Source organism: Octadecabacter algicola (genome assembly GCF_021532625.1).
Taxonomy (GTDB): domain Bacteria; phylum Pseudomonadota; class Alphaproteobacteria; order Rhodobacterales; family Rhodobacteraceae; genus Octadecabacter; species Octadecabacter algicola.
Window position 1 is genome coordinate 172284 of sequence record NZ_JAKGAR010000004.1, and the last position, 19115, is coordinate 191398.

Annotated in this window: 17 protein-coding genes; 4 read left to right on the forward strand and 13 right to left on the reverse strand. The window is 53.9% G+C overall.

The window, feature by feature from the left end; translation table 11 throughout:
- Window positions 1–27: 27 nt before the first annotated feature.
- Genes L0666_RS15965 through L0666_RS15975 form a run of 3 tightly spaced genes read right to left on the reverse strand, consistent with a single transcriptional unit; the run spans window position 28 to window position 4296 of the window.
- The gene (locus tag L0666_RS15965) at window positions 28–1458 is read right to left on the reverse strand and encodes an aldehyde dehydrogenase family protein (RefSeq protein ID WP_235262385.1); all 1431 of its coding nucleotides are present in this window, start codon (window positions 1456–1458) and stop codon (window positions 28–30) included.
- A 13-nt stretch (window positions 1459–1471) separates the two neighbouring features.
- A complete protein-coding gene (locus tag L0666_RS17205) occupies window positions 1472–2680 on the reverse strand; it encodes a mandelate racemase/muconate lactonizing enzyme family protein (protein WP_235262386.1) in 1209 nt (402 codons plus the stop codon).
- Complete coding sequence (locus tag L0666_RS15975; RefSeq protein WP_235262387.1) at window positions 2677–4296, reverse strand: GMC family oxidoreductase; 1620 nt, start codon at window positions 4294–4296, stop codon at window positions 2677–2679. The genes L0666_RS17205 and L0666_RS15975 overlap by 4 nt, the downstream gene beginning before the upstream one ends.
- Before the next feature lie 161 nt (window positions 4297–4457).
- Between L0666_RS15975 and L0666_RS15980 the strand changes: the two genes are divergently transcribed.
- Window positions 4458–5333: a LysR substrate-binding domain-containing protein gene (locus L0666_RS15980; protein WP_235262388.1), complete on the forward strand. Its 876-nt coding sequence runs from the start codon at window positions 4458–4460 to the stop codon at window positions 5331–5333.
- Window positions 5334–5840: 507 nt separating this feature from the next.
- Here L0666_RS15980 and L0666_RS15985 read toward each other — a convergent pair.
- The gene (locus tag L0666_RS15985) at window positions 5841–6485 is read right to left on the reverse strand and encodes a hypothetical protein (protein ID WP_235262389.1); all 645 of its coding nucleotides are present in this window, start codon (window positions 6483–6485) and stop codon (window positions 5841–5843) included.
- A 250-nt stretch (window positions 6486–6735) separates the two neighbouring features.
- Between L0666_RS15985 and L0666_RS15990 the strand changes: the two genes are divergently transcribed.
- Window positions 6736–7344 carry a hypothetical protein gene (locus tag L0666_RS15990; protein ID WP_235262390.1) on the forward strand — a complete coding sequence of 203 codons (609 nt, stop codon included), beginning with the start codon at window positions 6736–6738 and terminating at the stop codon, window positions 7342–7344.
- 629 nt (window positions 7345–7973) lie between these two features.
- Here L0666_RS15990 and L0666_RS15995 read toward each other — a convergent pair.
- The 6 genes from L0666_RS15995 to L0666_RS16020 all read right to left on the reverse strand — a co-directional run bounded on the left by L0666_RS15995 (window position 7974) and on the right by L0666_RS16020 (window position 14225).
- Window positions 7974–8669, reverse strand: a complete 696-nt coding sequence (locus tag L0666_RS15995; protein WP_235262391.1) for a YoaK family protein — start codon at window positions 8667–8669, stop codon at window positions 7974–7976.
- A 446-nt stretch (window positions 8670–9115) separates the two neighbouring features.
- Window positions 9116–10039, reverse strand: a complete 924-nt coding sequence (locus tag L0666_RS16000) for a glucokinase (protein WP_235262392.1) — start codon at window positions 10037–10039, stop codon at window positions 9116–9118.
- 3 nt (window positions 10040–10042) lie between these two features.
- Window positions 10043–11140: an ABC transporter ATP-binding protein gene (locus tag L0666_RS16005; protein ID WP_235262393.1), complete on the reverse strand. Its 1098-nt coding sequence runs from the start codon at window positions 11138–11140 to the stop codon at window positions 10043–10045.
- Between the two features lie 5 nt (window positions 11141–11145).
- Window positions 11146–12039, reverse strand: coding sequence for a carbohydrate ABC transporter permease (locus L0666_RS16010; RefSeq protein ID WP_235262394.1), 894 nt, complete (start codon window positions 12037–12039; stop codon window positions 11146–11148).
- Entirely contained in the window at window positions 12032–12904 is an 873-nt protein-coding gene (locus tag L0666_RS16015; protein WP_093995238.1) for a carbohydrate ABC transporter permease, read from the reverse strand. The genes L0666_RS16010 and L0666_RS16015 overlap by 8 nt, the downstream gene beginning before the upstream one ends.
- 70 nt (window positions 12905–12974) lie before the next feature.
- The gene (locus L0666_RS16020) at window positions 12975–14225 is read right to left on the reverse strand and encodes an ABC transporter substrate-binding protein (RefSeq protein ID WP_235262395.1); all 1251 of its coding nucleotides are present in this window, start codon (window positions 14223–14225) and stop codon (window positions 12975–12977) included.
- A gap of 198 nt (window positions 14226–14423) precedes the next feature.
- Here L0666_RS16020 and L0666_RS16025 point away from each other — a divergent pair, with 198 nt between their 5' ends.
- Both L0666_RS16025 and L0666_RS16030 read left to right on the forward strand, forming a co-directional pair.
- Complete coding sequence (locus tag L0666_RS16025) at window positions 14424–15161, forward strand: response regulator transcription factor (RefSeq protein WP_235262396.1); 738 nt, start codon at window positions 14424–14426, stop codon at window positions 15159–15161.
- Complete coding sequence (locus tag L0666_RS16030) at window positions 15158–16609, forward strand: sensor histidine kinase (RefSeq protein ID WP_235262397.1); 1452 nt, start codon at window positions 15158–15160, stop codon at window positions 16607–16609. Before L0666_RS16025 ends, L0666_RS16030 begins: the two co-directional genes overlap by 4 nt.
- Before the next feature lie 394 nt (window positions 16610–17003).
- Here L0666_RS16030 and petA read toward each other — a convergent pair whose 3' ends face one another.
- The 3 genes from petA to L0666_RS16045 form a co-directional block, all read right to left on the reverse strand.
- The gene (gene petA, locus L0666_RS16035) at window positions 17004–17570 is read right to left on the reverse strand and encodes a ubiquinol-cytochrome c reductase iron-sulfur subunit (RefSeq protein WP_235262398.1); all 567 of its coding nucleotides are present in this window, start codon (window positions 17568–17570) and stop codon (window positions 17004–17006) included.
- Window positions 17571–17628: 58 nt separating this feature from the next.
- Window positions 17629–17889 carry a hypothetical protein gene (locus L0666_RS16040; RefSeq protein ID WP_235262399.1) on the reverse strand — a complete coding sequence of 87 codons (261 nt, stop codon included), beginning with the start codon at window positions 17887–17889 and terminating at the stop codon, window positions 17629–17631.
- An 89-nt stretch (window positions 17890–17978) separates the two neighbouring features.
- Window positions 17979–19085 (reverse strand): trypsin-like peptidase domain-containing protein, encoded by a 1107-nt coding sequence (locus tag L0666_RS16045; RefSeq protein WP_235262400.1) that lies wholly within the window; start codon window positions 19083–19085, stop codon window positions 17979–17981.
- Window positions 19086–19115 lie beyond the last annotated feature (30 nt).

The following is a 19115-nucleotide window of genomic DNA, read 5'->3' on the forward strand; positions in this document are numbered from 1 at the left end:
GCGCCGTTTTGTTTTCGAGTCTGGGTCTTACTGCGTGAAGGGTGGGCGCACCTTCACTTCTAGGTAGTCTTCAAGGCCAAACACCCCACCCTCGCGTCCGTTGCCAGATTGCTTATAGCCCCCGAACGGCGACCCGTAATCCGGCCCACGCCCGTTAATCTGGATCGTCCCCGCACGCAGACGCCGCACAACGCGTGACACGCGCGCTTCGTCGCCGGATTGCACATAGGCGGCCAATCCATAGTCGGTGTCATTGGCCATGGCGATCGCGTCTTCTTCGCCGTCAAAAGGAGTAATCACAAGAACAGGGCCAAAGATTTCCTCACGCGATATCCGCATGTCGTGGTCAACATCGTAGAAGATCGTGGGCTTCACGAACCATCCGTTTTCAAGACCTTCAGGCTTGCCGAGTCCGCCGACCAGCAGCTTGGCACCTTCATCAATCCCGACCTGAATCATTTCTTGCACACGGTCGTATTGAATTTTGTCGAACAACGGGCCGATGTGATCGCCCAATTGCGCGGGGTCGCCGACCGTTTGGGCCTCGCCTGCAGTTTTGGCGAGGGTCAGAACCTCGTCGTAACAGCTGCGCTCCACCAGAAGGCGCGTCGGTGCATTGCAAGACTGGCCGGTGTTGTAAAAACAACCCTCAACGCTTTCGGCAACGCGCTTGGGCAGATCGGCATCAGCGAACACAAGATTGGGTGATTTGCCGCCAAGCTCAAGCGTGACACGCTTGATGTCGCTGGCTGCATCGCGCGAAACAGCAGTGCCCGCACGGGTCGACCCGGTAAACGACATCATGTCGATATCGGGGTGCTGTGACATTGCGGCGCCCACGGATGGCCCATCCCCCTGTACAAGATTGAATACACCGGCCGGGTATCCGGCAGCGTCCACAATTTCAGCATAGATTTGCGCGGAAATCGGTGTGTGTTCCGACGGTTTAAGAACGCAGGTCGCGCCAGTGGCAAGCGCTGGAACCACTTTTAAGGCGATCTGGTTGATCGGCCAGTTCCATGGCGTAATGAGGCCGCAAACCCCTATTGGTTCACGGGTGATGATGTCACCGTTTGGCAAAACCTCTTCCTCATCCATCTCCTCGAGCGCCCTGATGAAATCCTCAAGGTGGCCAAGTCCGGCATCGGCCTGAACCTCAAGCGACATCGTCGCGGGCGCGCCCATTTCCGATGTCATTGCAGCGGCGAGGTCACCCAGACGGGCTTTCGTTTCAAGACGAAGCTTCTCCAAGAGCGCAAGGCGCTCTTCTTTGGACGTCATTGAAAACGTTTCAAACGCGCGCTTGGCGGCGGCCACGGCGCGGTCAACATCCGCCCCGTGGCCCATGCTTATCGTGCCAATCTGTGTTGCCGTGGCGGGATTCATAATGGGCATTGTTGTATCAGTCGCAGGATCAACCCACGCGCCATCAATGTAGAATTTATTGAGTATTAGCATGAGAAATCCTTTGTCATGGTGTGATTGGTGTTTGCGCCATTTCTAGGTGAAGCGCGTCGTCCTTGTATGGCAGTTTTGCAATTGCAGCGTCATCCAGTTCCAGCCCCAAACCGGGCGCAGTTGGCGGAATAATATAGCCGTCGTCCCATGTGATCCCGCCTTTGACGGCGGACATATACGGCCCATCAAATGTGCCGATGCTTTCGAGGATCAAAAAATTCGGGGTGCAGGTGGCTATGTGAATGTTGGCAGACGCGGCGATGGGGCCGCAATAAAGGTGCGGCGCAATCTGGGCTGAACGTGTTTCAGCCATCGATGCGATTTTTTTGGCCTCCAACAAGCCACCGACACGCCCGAGATTGAGTTGCAGAATTGACGCGGCGCTGACCTCAAGCATACGGGCAAATTCGTGCTTGGTGCACAACCGCTCTCCGGCGGCGACCGGGATGGATGTATAGGCGGCGACCTGTGCCATATCAGCGGGATTTTCAGGCGGGATGGGTTCCTCGAACCACAACGGATCAAAGGGCTCTAGCGCGCGTGCCATGCGCTTGGCACCAGATACCGTGAACTGACCATGCGTGCCAAACAGAAGGTCCGCGCGCGTCCCAACGGCTGCACGGATCTCACGGCAGAATGCTACGCTAAGGGCAATATCCTCCAGTCCGGGCTGGCGACCATCATAAATCGAAAACGGTCCGGCAGGGTCAAATTTTAAGGCGGTGAAACCTTGTTCGACCATACTTACGGCCACTTCGGCGGCGATGGCGGGATCATTGTAGGCATTGGGTGTTTCGGGGTCCGGATAAACGTCACCGCTGGCTGGATATATGTAGGAATAACTGCGCAAGCGGTCGTTTACGCGCCCTCCCAAAAGCTCATAAACAGGCGTATCAGCTGCCTTTCCGACAATATCCCAACAGGCCATTTCCAAGCCGCTGAAAACGCCCATGACGCTAACGTCCGGCCGTTGGGTGAACCCCGCCCCATAGGATTTGCGAAACAGGGCCTCGATGTGGTGGGGATCGGCCCCCTCGAAGTGGCGGGAGAACATATCGCGGGCCATAGCACAGCAGATATCGGGGCCAAATGTGGCGTTGTAAATCTCGCCAACGCCCGTGATGCCGCAGGTCGTCGTTAGGCGGACAAAGACGAAATATCGGCCACCATGGCGCGGCGGCGGATTGCCCACCACAAAGGTTTCTAACGTGGCAAGTTTCACAAAGCATCCTCCAAGATCAAATCGGCGGCACGCATGGCCAACATCATTGTCGGTGCATTTGTATTGCCGGAGGTAATGTTGGGAAAGGCAGATGCATCAACCACACGCACTCCGCCAACGCCATGAACTCGCAAACGTGCGTCCAAGACCGATGTCTTTTCATCACGCCCCATCCGGCACGTACAGGTCGGATGATAGACGGTAGAGGCACGTTGTTTAAAATCAGAAAGCAAACCATCGTCGTCCAGCGCCATCAAGTCAGGTGTTTTGGCTTGTGTTGTCACGGCCATCAGGCTTTCTGCCGCGGCAAATTTCTGCAGAACCTTGCCCGCCTGAACAGCTGCGCCCTTGTCTTCATCCGTCGCGAGCGAATTAGGCTGGATGCTGGGTGCAACCAGCGGGTCAGACGACACGATCTCGACACGCCCCCTGCTCGTCGGACGACACGGCTGTGCTGAAATCTGGAAGCCGGGAGTGCGATCAAGAATTGCTTTGCCTGACGGCGTCATCGCATAAGACGCCGGATTAAAGTAAACTTGCATGTCCGGCATTCGTTTGCGCGGATCTGAGCGTACAAACCCACCCACCTGATTGACGGGCACAGACAATGGGCCTGAACGAGTCAGCAAATACTTCGCGCCCATCAGAAGCTTGCCCAATATCCCGCCCAACTGCGTGTTCAGCGTCGGTTCTGTTGCTCCAAATTGATAGGAAATGGCCAAATGGTCCTGCAACCCTTGCCCAACCTGCTGCAGGTCGCGCACCACCGAAATACCGTGAGATTTCAGTAACGCGGCGGGACCAATACCCGACAAATGCAACAATTTCGCGGAATTGATCGCGCCAGCACACACAATAACCTCTTTGCGGGCGGTGATCTGGCTGGTTTCCCCCCCTCGAACAAAGGAGACGCCAGTGGCTCTCCCGCGCTCAATCGTCAAACGAGCAACATCCGCATTGCGGATAATGCGCAAATTCGCGCGCCGCTTTGCAGACCGCAAGAACGCGTCCGCAGAAGACCACCTTAACCCGCCGCGCACCGTGCTGCGGTAATATCCGATGCCGTCAGCCCCGTCTGCGTTCAGGTCAGGGATAACAGAATGGCCGACGTCCCGACTTGCGTCCAAAAAGGTGTCAGAGAACGGCATCATGCGGTCAGACAAGTCCGACACCCAGACCGGCCCATCACCGCGCGTGTGGCGCCCATCTGGCGTAAGCTCGGAGTGGGTTTCTAAACGCTCGAAAACACTGCGCACGTTGTCCCAGTGCCAGCCGGAAGCACCCGCCTGCGCCCAATCATCAAAATCCTGCGCCAGCCCCCTTATGTAGGTCATTGCGTTTATCGAGCTCGAGCCGCCAATGAGCCGCCCTCTGGGCCAACTGATAGAACGGGAATTTAACCCTTCGTCGGCCTCGGTGCGAAACCCCCAATTCACTTTAGGATTGGCGACGTTAACGGCATAGCCCAAAGGTACCTTGACCCAGAAACGCGCATCACTCCCCCCACTTTCAAGCAGGGCTACAGTAAACCTACCCCCTTCGGATAGCCGGTTGGCCAAAACGCAACCGGCAGATCCCGCGCCAACAATGATGTAATCAAAATCACAGGTATACAAAGTGTGCGTCCGCCTTACTAGGAGCCACCAAAAGAGCCGACCAGACGCGCCTGCGCAAACAAACAAACTTGCGGCTTAGACCTAATTTTGATTGCGCATCGAGGGTTGATTGGCAATAAAAATGCCGGCAATTGTGCTACAAGAACGATTAGGACACCGCCATGAGACGCCTTCCGCATGTAACCTGGCTGAGCACCTTTGAGGCCGCAGCGCGCCATGGATCTTTTGCAGCTGCTGCAGATGAATTAAGTCTCACGCCCGCGGCTGTTAGCCAACATATCAAGCTGCTCGAAGAAACACTTGAGATGAAGCTGTTCAAAAGGTTGCCGAAGGGTGTCGAATTGACAGACATCGGTCAGGCCTATGCACAACCTGTTCGGCAATCATTTGTCGACCTTCAGACCGCAACGGACGGGCTTTTCCAGACCCAGAAAAAGACGACACTGCACGTGCGTGCGTCTATCTCGTTTGGGGTGATTGTGCTTGTTCCCAGATTGCACGAATTCCGCGCCTTGCACCCGGAGATTAACATCGTGGTGTCGACCACTGTGTGGTCGGATCGGCTGAATGATGCAACTATCGACGTGGATATTCGCTATGGCAACGGCGACTGGCCAGAACGCGACATTTGGCAGTTAAGGCGGGGTCACGCTTCTCTGATTTGCAGCCCGCAAGTTGCCAATTCTCTGAAAGGGGATCCAAGTCAGCTCAAGAATGCAGACATTGTTAGTATTGTTGGTTCCGAAAACGACTGGCCGCGCATGTTTGGTAAATTGGGGGTGGATAGTGCGGTTCCGCCCACTTGGATATCGGTGGAATCCTCGTTACTTGCGCTCGAAAGTCTTGCGGCGGGTCGCGGTATCGCAATTGTGGATACCTTGTTTACTGAAAACTACGTCAAGCGCGGCGATTTAGTTATTCCTTTCGAACAGGCTGTCCCCACCACCCAGAACTTTTATTTAGTTGCCGACCCAGACCGCAAAATCCGTTCCGCAGTCGCATGTTTCCGTGACTGGATTGACGCAATTGTTAGGTGAGCCGGCGAAGATAGATCAACAAAGTTTGAAAGCCACTGTTTGGCGCATCAACAAGTTGAAAAATCAACCAATTCAGGCCCACTCAAATCTATAAGCCCTTGTTATTATACAGGCTATTTCCATTGTACAGGCTAGACTTCCATTCGATGCAGTATAAGTTTTCCACAGTTAATTTCATCAAAACATAAAAAAAGCCGCCCTAAGGCGGCCATTTTTGCGTCAGGTGTTTTTGTCTGACGTCAACACCTATGGGTCCAAATAGGGTCATTTGCTAAGAGAGGGTTTGTTGTTAGGCTCGTTGGAGCGCTGAAATGGTTCTGGCATTGTTAGATTTGATTGGACGGTGAAAGGCCTTGCGCCGCCTCTAGACATCGTCAGCGTTCTTAGAAGCTCTGTCGGCTTATACTTTGAGAGTTTGACTCATCCGGTTAGATCGAGTCTCGGAATTTTTCAGCTGGGCTTGTTGTATACGTCTTTCTTGCCGTTCAGATTGAGCGACATTGATCATTACGGACGTATCACCGACATCACCGCAAAAGTAGCTTGATTGGTATTCAATTCAGGTACCACGACACTGAATGGTCCGGCTGCAATTATGCAGCTATTCTCTTCGCACACATCTCCCTCAGCAGTCAGGAAACCTGCCAAATACGATTCAGACGGGCTTGTCTGTCGATATACCTTCATGTTTGCAGCTTGAAACTGTAGTTCAAGAAAGTCATACCATTGGTTCCAGGCGCTGTAGTTTACCCGATCTTCAGGTGGGTGATAGGTACCACTACATATCTGAATCGATATAATATTTTTGTTCAGCTCTTCAGCCAATGTCGGCCAAAGAAACTCATGGAGCGGAGGCGGAAGGTGGTCGCGCACATCATCCCCATACTGCGTAATGAGGGTGTTAACGCGGGCAATCCCCCCTGTGTTCAGTATCATACAGGTTATCGAGTCAAGTCGACCGTAGTTGGGAAAATGAACGGAATATTGTTGGGCGTCATCAGCCCAGTCAGATTGAAGGACCTGAAGTGTGTCATCATTGAAAGTAGCCGACGGATAATAACCTAGGGCGACGTCTTCGAGGACGCGTATGTTGTCGGACTGAGAGGCGGATACCGACCAAACGGCATCTGACAGTTTTGTTAGATCAGCCAAACTTTGTGCATTTGCCGGAACCGTCGGAATTAGGGCTGAAATCATAAGTGTTAGGAAGATTCTGCACATGCTCGATAACCTCAAAAACTGTCTGACGTCATCACCTATGGGTGTCTCATGCGTGAAAGCTATTTCCTTGCAATTAGTCAGCGGACGCCGCCGTGATCTTAGTTAAATTTCGCAACAGTGACAAACCTGTTGCGCTTATAAACTTTTTCCCATCGTATGCGCGCAAACTGGAGTGTTTTTGATGACAATCTTTACGGCACGCTTTGGACATAACTTTCGTTCATTCCAAAGTGCGACGCTAATGGCAGCCGCCTTCTTTGGATTGACCGCCTGTGATCTGCCTGACAAAGCCTTGACTGCGGAAGAGATTGCTGTGGCGGAATCACAACCGCCATTAAACTTCGGCGCAGAAGTCGATGTTGCGACGGCGGCTTGTTTGAATGCGCTTGAAAATGACCAGCAAAGCGACATTTCCCTTGCTGCGTTTGGCTATGTACTATCGTCTGGTTCGTGGGAAAAAGAGGGACCGAAAGTCCAATTGCTGGCGACTCGATCTTCTGTTTCGGTTCGCTTTAGGCCACATGAAACGAGACAATCAGTTTGCGGGATCAGCATTTACGGTTTGGATAGTGGCAGTAATATAAGACAAATCGAACCAGCCCATAGAGAGCTTATTGCTCGTTCAGCCGCCGCGTCAGCAAGGCTCGGTTTTACATCAAGTCAGGAACAGGTGGGAGGCCGAACGCGCGAAATACTAGTGAAAGACGATGCGCGTATAATTGTTCAGGCGCGGCAATCTAACGAAAATGGCATAGTCCGCTTGAATATCACATACTACCTTGATCGCTGAACGACTTGCTAGAACAATAACAAGCTACTACGAGCCTCCGGCTGGCGTCATCGCAAAGCGCTTGTAGCTTATGGTGCCGAGAGGTTTTCCCGTCCGTTGATGCGTCTATGGCGCGGCGACGACTCTTGGCTGTAGCGCGACCAATGCAAGAGTCCCAAACAACTGGCCTTCTTGCATTTCAGCGCAAATCGCCTGCATAAAAGCTGCATCTAATGTTGTGAGTAGACACCGCAAGAAACCACCTCTTACGCAATGACCTCGCTCCATACATTAGCTGCGTTTGCACATCGAAGAAACTGAGTGGCGGTCCCTTGCGTCCGCTGTACTCTGATCGCCTGAACTAGTTCGCGGGCGCAGCGAAGGTCCGCAACCTGCCGTTAGCGGCGGTGCGGCGTCACGGCCCCAAAGCGAAGGGCAACATGTTCACGAACGGCCCAAACCGGACCTTCGCGAGTTAGCCAGTTGCTGCGACGCAGCTTCCAGAAAGCCGACATTGACAGGGTCGCGCAACATTTAGACATGTCCGAGGTCGGCTGAGCGGGCCTTTCAGACCTTCGCTTTAAGTTCGCCAATCTACGGTTCTGCGAACCGTTCAATAGGCTGTCATTTTCGGGAGTCAGAAGCTGAAGTCAGGTACGATGCGCTCGGAGGGCTTCAGGGACAGCTATGAGCAACAACACAGACGCAGCGATCACAAACAACCAACTCCCTACAAGTTGAAACAGTAGCGCCCCGCTGACGCCCCCAATGGTAAAGCTGACGAGGGTCAAGCTGTGTAGTTTGAGCTTTGGCGAGGCATCTTTCCGAGACTTTGCGTCACCTACTGCAGCCGCCAGCTCGATTCCTATATCGGTTGCCATTCCTGACACATGGGTTGTGCGTACCCGCGCCCGTGAGATCATCGTCGTGACCGCGTTTTGAAGTCCCATAACGAAACTGAGAACAAAGACTGGAAATGTCTCATGAGGGTGAGCGAACGACAGAATAAGCGCCGCGCCAATCAGCAGAAGTATGACGGCCTCGGCAGTTATTGCGAGGGCGTAGATTGACCGAAGGTTCCTCTTTTCTCCCGCTTGTATGACCAAGGCCGCTATGCTTGCACCACAGATAAACGCTGCGACCAGACCCAAGAACGACATCGACATAACAACGGCACCATTTGCAAAGCTGTCAGCAAAGGCCGAAATGTTGCCCGTCATATTCGCTGTAAACGTCCCTGCAATAAGGAATCCGACGGCGTTTAGCGCCCCTGCTATTGAGGACAAAAGGCCTGCCAGAACCAGATCAATGTTTGAGGTGCGATCATCGCCAACTTTAATTAGCATTATTGCTCCTGCTCAGTGTTCTCTCACAAGATGCCATTGGCCATTGCTCTGTACAAACGCAAAGAAGCCCGTTCCGTTATCCAACCCTTATGAAACAAGTTGAGCCGGACCTTTCCAGCTATCCTTCGTACAGCAGTCATTCCAGCATGACGCAGCATCAGTCATTCTGGGCTCTATCCGATCATTCTCCGCCCTGCAGCATCCCGGCCTCCGGGGGCGATGTTGGCTGACACTTACGGCCCACAAGAGACATTCATCGCGCACTCGCCTCGCTGCGTTGCGGCCCGTCAAACCGGCCGTTCGCTGAGAGCGCGAGATCAGGATTGTGTCGAAATCACGGTGCAGACAATGCGGCCCTCCATAGCAGATTTGCATTCTGAGATTCTAACGTCCACGCCTCATTTCGAATTGCCGTGCAAGAAAAACGAGGTTCACTCGGACTATACCTAGCTCGTTTGCACGAATGCAGTGCACCCGTTGAGTGCCGCGTGGTCATCCAAAATTGTGAACAGATCAGAAGATTGTACGTCTCGGATATCGCAATGCCTTGCAAAGGTTTCAGTACAATGACCCGCCGATTTGGCAGTTACCGCCCTCGCTACGCTGCCTGCAAGGTAGATACCGGAGTCCGGCATGTAGACCAGACACAATTCGCGTAACAGTTGGCCGAAGAGGGCCGCGTATTGATCCACAGCAGAAGTTGCAAAGGTCGCATCCGGTTGTCCGTACGTTGCGATTGCATCGACACCCTGAAGCTTGTTGTCATTGCTGACAATCTGGCAATATGCACTGAAGCCCCGACCTGAAAACAAAGATTCGACGGTTGGAAATCTGTCAACTTGCACGCCGTTCTTTTCAAGGCCCTTAGATATGCTGAGTGGCATTGAAATATGCCCTACCTCTGCGCTCAGGCAATTCACCGCCCCCTTGGTCTTGATGATGGCGCTCGCATTGAAGCCGGTTCCAACCCCGACAACCAAGGATTGCCCGACCTGCGGATAGGGCTTTGGGCCTCGGTAGAGAGTTTGGAGGCTCTTAGGCGCAAGAACAGACACCGCATGTCCCAAGGCGGTTAGATCATTAAGCAGAGTTGCCTGCACGATACCGAATGACTTTTCCAACCCTGCGGTTTCAATAACCCAATTTCGATTGGTCAACTCAGCCCGGGCATCTCTGACAGGACCTGCAACTGCAATCACCATTTCAGTAAGCTCTGCGGGTGACTGGCCTTTAAGGTAGCTCGCTAGCATTTCATAAAAACTGGGCCACTGGTCATTTGCGTAGCTTTGGATCGTCTCTGGCACGATCTTGCCGTCCTCACACAACCCGATACGCGCGTTGGTCCCCCCAATGTCAGCTACCAAACGCATGTGCTAGTTCAATCGAAGCCCAGTTTCAGGTTCAAAGTAGGACACCTTTCCAAGATCAAACGTAAGACGTTGGGCTTGCCCCGCTAACGCGGACGTCTCGGCGTGCAGTCGCGCTGTTACATGTTTGCCGCCAAGTTGCATCACCGCAAAAGTGTCGGCACCAGCAGGTTCGACAATGTCGATCACGCAATCCGCTTCCTGCGTCTCCCCGGCGCGGCCAAGTGCAGCATCGGCAATGTCTTCCGGACGCACGCCAAGGATCACATTCTCGGGCAAGTCCTTGTTGCGTGTATCTGTCAGCACTATCGGGTCACCGTCTTTGCGGTCTATTTCAACCAGCATCCCTTTGCCATTCATACGAGTTTTGGCGGGGATAAGATTCATGGCAGGGGACCCCATGAAGTCAGCAACGAACAAATTGGCAGGGCGATTGTAAATTTCAGCAGGGGTGCCGATTTGCTGTATTATCCCACCTTTCATCACAACGATCTTGGTAGCCAGTGTCATGGCCTCGATCTGGTCGTGGGTAACGTAAACCATGGATGCCCCAAGGCGTTGGTGCAGCGATTTGATTTCGGTGCGCATTTCAACGCGCAGTTTGGCATCGAGGTTGGACAGCGGTTCGTCAAACAGGAACAGCTTGGGGTCACGCACAAGGGCGCGCCCCATGGCTACACGTTGGCGCTGGCCGCCGGACAATTGCCCCGGTTTACGGTGCAAAAGGGGTTCGATCTGCAGCTGCGTCGCCACTTGGTTGAGCTTGGCATCTTGTGTCGCCTGATCAATGCCGCGCACCTTCATCCCGAACGTGATGTTCTTTGCAACCGTCATGGTCGGGTACAAGGCGTAAGATTGGAACACCATCGCGATGTCGCGATCCTTGGGGCTGACGTTGGTCATGTTCTGCCCGCCAATGAACAAATCCCCTCCGGTGATCGGCTCCAGCCCTGCGATGCAGTTCAGCAGCGTGGATTTACCACAACCCGACGGGCCGACGAGGACAAGAAAATCGCCTTCGTCGATGGACACATTGATGTCTTTCAGGACTTCGGTGCTGCCGTAGTTCTTGAACAGGTTCTTCACTTCTAAAATGGGGGCCATGGAAATTATCCTTTCACAGAACCTGCGGTCAGACCGCGGATGAAATATTTGCCGGCAACGACATACACAAACAGAGTTGGCAAGGCGGCGATGATCGCAGCGGCCATATCTACATTGTATTCTTTGACGCCAGTGGTTGAGTTTACGATGTTATTGAGAGCGACCGTCACAGGCTGTGTGCCCGCTTGGCTAAAGCTCACGCCGAATAGGAAGTCGTTCCAGATTTGGGTGAACTGCCAAATGACAGTCACAACGATGATCGGCAAAGACAGGGGGAGGAAGATCGACCAGAAGATGCGGAAGAACCCTGCGCCGTCTACTTTCGCCGCCTTTGTCAGCTCTGATGGGATGCTGACGTAGTAGTTGCGAAAGAACAGCGTGGTAAAGCCGAGGCCGTAGATCACGTGAACAAAGATCAAGCCGGGAATAGTGCCCGCGACGCCCATGATCCCCAACATCCGCGCCATTGGAAGCAGAACCACCTGAAACGGAATGAAGCAGCCAAACAGCATCAGCGCAAAGAAGATGTTTGCACCTTTGAACCGCCACTGCGCCACAACATAGCCGTTCAGCGCGCCTACAAGAGTCGAGATCATCACGGCAGGGATCGCAATAAGCAGCGAGTTGAGGAAGTAGGGGCGCACGCCTTCGCATTGAATGCCTGTACAAGCAGTGGACCATGCGGTGCGCCACGCATCAAATGTCACTTCTCGTGGCAATGACACCAAATCGCCCGTGCGGATTTCATCCAGCGATTTGAGCGAGGTTGTGAGCATCACAAACAGCGGCATCAAATAGAACAGTGCGAACAGGCCCAGCAGGAGATAAAGCACAATGCGCAGAGCCATTTTTGTTGCCGGGCTTTGGCCGCGGGACGGGTTGTAAGACAAATCAGTCATCTTTGGTCCTCAATTCCGAATAGAGGTAGGGGACAACAATCGCGAAGACGACGAGCATCATCACCATGGCAGAGCTGGCCGCCTGACCAATATCACCGCGCGAAAATGCCATCGCATACATGTAGGTCGCGGGGAGATCGGTAGCATATCCGGGGCCCCCTCCCGTCAAGGCAATGACAAGGTCAAAGCTTTTGATCGCAAGGTGCGCCAGCACGATAAACGCACTGAGGAAAATCGGGGCCATCGACGGAATAATAATAGCAGAATAGACGCGCCATGTGGGGATGCCATCAACTTGCGCGGCCTTGATGATTTCTTCGTCCACAGACCGCAGGCCAGCTAGAAACAGTGCCATCACAAAACCGGAACTCTGCCAGATCGCGGCAATCACAACCGTGTAGATCGCTTTGTCAGGATCGACGAGCCATCCGAACTCGAAACCGGCAAAGCCCCAGCCTTGGACTGTTGCCTCAATCCCGAGCTCAGGATTCAGGATCCACTTCCATGCGGTGCCTGTGACGATCATCGACAGAGCCATAGGGTAAAGGTAGATCGTGCGGATCGCCCCTTCAGTGCGGATTTTTTGGTCTAGCAGAATTGCCAGAAGCAGGCCCAGCACCATGGCGATCACAATGAACAGCGTGCCAAAAATGGCAAGATTGACCATCGCGGTTTCAAAGCGCGGAGATGCGGCAAGGCGTTCATATTGAATAAAGCTGTCGATCTCGTAGCGCGGCATCAGCCGCGAGCGAGTCAGCGACACCCATGCGGTCCAGGCGATAAAACCATACACAAACACCATGACTATGATGAATGATGGCGCCAATACGATCTTTGGCATGTTGTCTTGCAACCAGCGTGTCATGTGATGTCCCCCCTTTGTTTGGTGGCCCCACCCCGAACGGGATGGGACCGGTTTCAGTAATCGCTAGCGATTACAGGGAGTTCGCAACAGCATCCGCCAACATCTGAACAGCCTCGGCGGAGGACATGTCAGAGTTGAAGTGAGCTGTCACAACATCCGTGATCGCGCCAGACTGCGCACCAAACAGCGCCATGCCATGTGCGTAAGATGGCATCAGTGTGCCACCCTCGTTGGTGGACGCCATGTCAGCCGCGGAAATCTGCGCACACTCATCAAAGCCGGACAGATCTACGTCTGTACGTGCCGGGATGGAGCCTTTGTTCATGTTAAACACTTCTTGGAAGTTTGGCCCCATGATGAGTTCAGCCAAAAGCGCCTGACCAGCTGCTTTTTCCTCGCCGTCAACTTCGAACATTGCAAAGCTGTCGACGTTGTAGAGGTAGCCATCACCTGGAGTGGATGCACATGTGAAATCAACACCCGGCACTTTACCAGCAGCGATGAATTCACCTTTTGCCCAGTCACCCATGATTTGGAATGCGGCTTCGCCGTTCATGACCATTGCAGTAGCGAGGTTCCAGTCACGGCCAGAGAAGTTTTCGTCAACGTAGCCGCGCATGGTGCGCATCTGATCGAAAACAGCAACCATCGTATCAGATGTCAATGCTTCTGGATCAAGGTCTACGAGAGCTGCCTGATAGAATTCAGCTCCGCCAAGACCAAGAACAACAGTTTCGAACACAGTCGCGTCCTGCCAAGCCTGACCACCGTGTGCGAGCGGGATGATGCCCGCCGCTTGCAGTGTTTCGGCTGCAGCGTTGAACTCGTCCCAAGTCGTCGGCATCTCGATACCGTTAGCGGCAAGGATTTCTGTGTTTGCCCAGATCCAGTCAACACGGTGAACGTTTACAGGAGCCGCACACCAAGTGCCTTCGCACTGCATGTGTGCTGCGATGGATGCTGGCAGCAAGTTTGCCCAATCTTCAGTTTCCGCAACGGCAGAGATATCAGCCAGAACGCCCTCTTGGAACCATTCCTGAATGGCTGGGCCTTTGATTTGCGCTGCTGTCGGTGCGTTGCCAGCCAGAACACGTGCACGCAGCGCTGTACCAGCCGCGTCACCGCCGCCGCCAGCGACTGGCATGTCAGTCCAAGTGCCACCGTTGGCCGCAAATTCTTCTTGTAGAACGGCAACGGACTTAGCTTCGCCGCCAGATGTCCAGTAGTGCAGAACTTCAGCTTCCGCGTGACCGTCAGCAAAAGCTGGGCCAGCGGCACAAACTGCAATCGCGGATGCGGTGCTCAATACGTAAGATTTCATTTTGGTTTCCTCCCAAAGAAATGCCCATCACGGGCAGAGTGCCGTGACCTTGGTGCCCCAGCTTCAGCCATGCAACGGCTGGGATGCGGCCTTTCACACTGATCATGCAATTATTCGGCAGGTTCGTTACACAACGTTACGAAGGCGTGGATTCTGTTGCACGATGTTACATAGAACTAGATCAGAAAGGGGCAATGCATGGCAATTCCACGAATCCTAGTTGTTGATGATGACATGGACATGCGTCAGATGATGACGCAGTTCCTACGCCAAAATGGAACAATAGCATTGCCGGCCGCCAACGAGGCAGAAGTGCGAACCCATATCGATGGAGGGCGCGTTGACCTCGTGTTGCTTGACGTAATGCTCGGCGATGAAAACGGGTTGGAAATCTGCCGCCAATTGCGCGCAGAACAGGATGTGCCGATCATCATGGTTTCCGCCCTATCCGCGGACAGCCAACGTATGGAAGGCTACGCCGTTGGCGCGGACGACTACATTGCCAAACCCTTTAACCCAGAGTTGTTGTTGGCGAGGGTAAAGGCCGTGTTGTCACGCACGCGCCGCTCCGCATCCCTTGTTCACCGCCGCAACACCAACTCATTCCGTTTCAGCGGCTGGCTATATGACGCCAAATCGGGCGAGGTCCTGTCACCCGCACATATCCAGATCACCCTGTCGCGCCGTGAAACCGCCTTGCTGCAAGTGCTCCTCGCCAATCCACATATCCCCCTGACACGCGAAGAAATCGCGACGTCACTGGATGTCACTGGAGAAACCCAGACCGCAAACGAAGCTTCCGGCCGGGCGATTGATGTGCTTGTTGGCCGTTTACGCAACAAGATCGAAACCAACCCCAAGGATCCTCAGATTCTTAAGACGGAGCGGGGCGTCGGGTATGTTTTTGCTGTGGACGTCGAGGTCTCTGAAACATGAGCGTCAGGTTCAACAGCCTGCGCGTGATTGGCCCTACGCTGGTGCTGGCCGCCCTTGTTATCGGTGCGGGCACCCTTTGGACGTGGACGAAATCCTCCGCCAGTTGGCGCGCCCACAGCGCCAGTGCCTACGCTGCCGGTGTGACACTGTATTACGCTATGCAAAATGGCACGGCACCACCGGAGGGGGTATCGATGCGCGCCTTACCCGACGTCGATCAAATCCATGCAAACGCTGGGACATTTCGCCAAATCCATGGCACTCCTAAGGCGCCGCTAATCACCATCGTTCCAATCTTGCCCGATGCCGCCAATCAGACAACCGGGGCCGCCGTGACAATGGCCATCCTATCCCCGAGCCTCACCTATGGCCTTGCGGATCTGCCTCATCGCGACGGCCAGACCGCCGCTGAAACCATGGGAGAGATCACCCGTAAGCTGGCAGTTTTTTGCAGCGACCCGTTTGTGGTGGCCCGCATGGGCGATGGCGCTTGGGTCCACTTTGATGGCCAAAGGATATGGGGCTGTGCCGCTTTGCCGCCCGATCGACGCATTCTGGCGGGGTTGGTAGCCGTCATCGGGACTGGTATTCTTATGACGGTGGCGCTGAACCTCCCCTCCAGTTTCTCAGCTTTCGCGGGGCAATTGCGAAACCGCCGTCGCGTCGGTGGACCCACCCGATATGAAGCCGAAGGCCCGCAGGAACTGCAGGAAATCGTTGGCGCGGTAAACAGTTACCTTGAAATTGAACGCGAGCAATTGGCGGGTCGAGCCGCGGTTCTGTCGGGTGTCAGCCACGATCTTGGCACTCCGGCCACTCGGCTTCGCCTGCGTGCAGCTTTGGTTCAAGATCAAAAACTGCGGCGCAAATTCGAAGCAGACCTCGATAGCATGACGGGCATCATCGAAAGTGTGCTAACCTACACGCATGTTGAAATGGGCGCTGAGAAACCACGCAACCTGTCGCTGACGTCACTCTTGGATGCGGTTGTTGCAAACTACCAAGACGTCGGCAGGCCTGTTACATTCCGAATTGTCAAAGACGTCATCATGCCAGGCGCGAAATCGATTTTCATGTCCCGCCAAGGATACGGAGTGTTGTCCAACGATCGCGATGTTGTCGTCTCGGGACGGCCTGTTTCCCTCGAACGGGCCATAACCAATCTGATAGACAATGCACTTAAATATGGGCGCCGCGCCACTGTATCGTTGGAAACGGACGCGCGCACTGTCACCATTTTGGTTGAGGATGAGGGGTCTCAAAGCACTGCTGCCGACATCGAAAACCTGTTAGCACCGTTTCAGCGTGGCGAGAACACGGCGACGATCGATGGTCACGGCTTGGGCCTGACGATTGTAGCGACGATAGCTAAGCTACATGGTGGCTCCCTCTCATTTGAGGACACGGCAACCGGCATAGCGGCCCGCTTCGTTATTCAGCGTGATTGACTCGCGAACTGATCTAGTGAACCGGATGCGCCGTTAGGTGCGATGCCAAGACCAAATCGGTCAAGGGAATCTCTATCAGGGTAACTCACTAAATGGCAGCTTTCGCGCCCCTCCCAGGAATACTGCGCGGCCGCAGCGAATGACCGCTTCCCGCCCCTAGTGTCGAATGACGTGAACGGCCCAAAGCTGCCGCTCGCGATGGGGCGCCACGCTGCAGCGAAGCTTTCCCTAAGCGGTCATTGCAGTGGGAGCGCAGCAATTTCGGGGTGCGATGACCGCAATGCGGACAAAGCAGACTTTCGATCAGATTTATTTAACGGCCGGTCTTCACACATTGCGTTCCTCCGGATGTTGTTCAGAGCCCATGAACTTGGCAGCCTAATCTCAAACAAACTCAACCAAGCTCCAGTATACTTTGGGATGTGAACTTAGCTGTCGGAACAAGAAGATTTTGTGGAGCAGGCCCTTTGCGAATGCGCCCAGCGGAATCATAATGTGACCCGTGGCATGGGCAGAACCAACCACCGAAATCGCCGGAATCGGCAAGCGGAACACATCCCAGATGTGTGCAGACTCCGATCATGACGAGCCATTCTCCGCTTTCGTCCAATGCGCGGTTCTCATCAGTTGCAGGCAGTCCGGGCTTGTTTTGGTTTCTATCAATCGGGTCGGGTAATGCGTCAACGTCGACGCTCTGGGCTTCTTGGATATCTTCTTCCGTACGCCGCCGGATGAACACTGGCTTCCCACCCCAAATCACGGTGAGCTGCGTCCCCAGTTCGATCTCTGACAGATCGACACGGATCTTTGAGAGTGCCTGCACATCTGCGGAAGGGTTCATACTATTAATTAGCGGCCAAACAGCAGCGCCAGTTGCAACAGTACCTGCGCCAGCGGTCGCGTAATATAGGAAGTCACGCCGGGTTTCAGTGGCCGCATCATCTTCTGGAAGGTTAGTCATTTCTAAATTCGCCTTTGCGTACTGGATGGCCGTTATTGTTGCTCAACATGCAGCGAGATCAATCCGTTGAATAATTGAGGTCTTCCAGCCATTCTCGCAAAGAGTACTCTAAATCGGACACATGATTTCCTAACGCATCCTCATGTTCAACGTCTTCGTCGACACGAGATTTAATGTCGTGATACCGCTTTGACAGCTCTGCATTCGTTGCTGTGTGGCCATCATGCCAGCGGTTCTTTGCATGCTTTGAGGCTGTTACTTCCTTGAGTTTTGCAGAAAGCGCGTCCAGTCGTTCGCGCAGCACATTTGATCCAGTCATTCTAAGTTCCTTTGATTATTCCGGGTGAGAGAAAACCTCACACCCGGAAGTGTCGTAGATTTGGGCCGTTCGTCATCGGGCTATTGGCCTTAAGCTTCCTTGTCTTCACGAGTTTCCAGAGTGACCTCGAGCGCAAATTGCTCGCCACCGCGGAACACTTCGATTTCGGCAACTGACCCAGATGCTTCGTTTGCGACGCCCCGCGTCAGATCACGCAGTTCAACAATGTCCTGTCCTGCGAACCGCAAGATCACGTCGCCATTCTCAATACCTGCGGCTTCCGCAGGGCTATCGGCCACAACGTCTTCGACCATCACGCCTTCGCCAGCCTTTAGCCCAAGCACATGCGCGACGTCTTCGCTCACGGGTTTGATTTGAACGCCTAGCCAACTGCGCTCAATCTCACCATCATCCTTTAGGTCTGCCACGATGTTTGTGACTAGATCGGCTGGAACTGAGAAGCCGATCCCAACCGAACCGCCGTCTGGTGAATAGATCGCTGTGTTCACGCCAACAACTTCACCGTCCATGTTGAACAGAGGGCCACCTGAGTTTCCACGATTGATAGCAGCATCGGTTTGAATATAGTCATCGAACGGGCCCGCGTTGATATTGCGGGATTTGGCAGAGATGATGCCAGACGTCACCGTCCCACCAAGGCCAAAGGGGCTGCCGACTGCGATCACTTCTTCGCCAACGCGCAGTTCGTCAGATGAGCCAAATGAAACTGTCGGAAAATCATCGCCTTCGATATCTAACAGAGCAATATCTGTCAGCGGGTCAGAGCCGATTATGGTCGCATCATATTCTTCACCGTCGGCCATCTTGATCGTGACTTGTGCCGCGCCATCAATGACGTGGTGGTTGGTCACGATCAGGCCGTCATCAGAAATGATAAAGCCGGAACCGACGCCCTGTTGAGGGGTGCTGCGGCCTTGTTGAGGTATCTCACCGCCAAATCGTTTCATGAATTCTTCGAAGCGAGGGTCGTCCATAGGGCTTGCTTCAGCACCCGCCAATTGAACACTGGCCGTAACTTCTACGAACACCACGGCGGGGCTTACATCCTCGACAAGTTCTACATAACCGTTGCCGCCGTTTGCAGCGGCCATAGCGGAAGTCGACACCATCGCGCCAAGGGTTGCTATGACGCTGAGGGCACCAATTGAACGGTGTTGAGTTTTGATTCTTTGCATTTTCGTCTCCATTTGCATTTGCTACAAAGA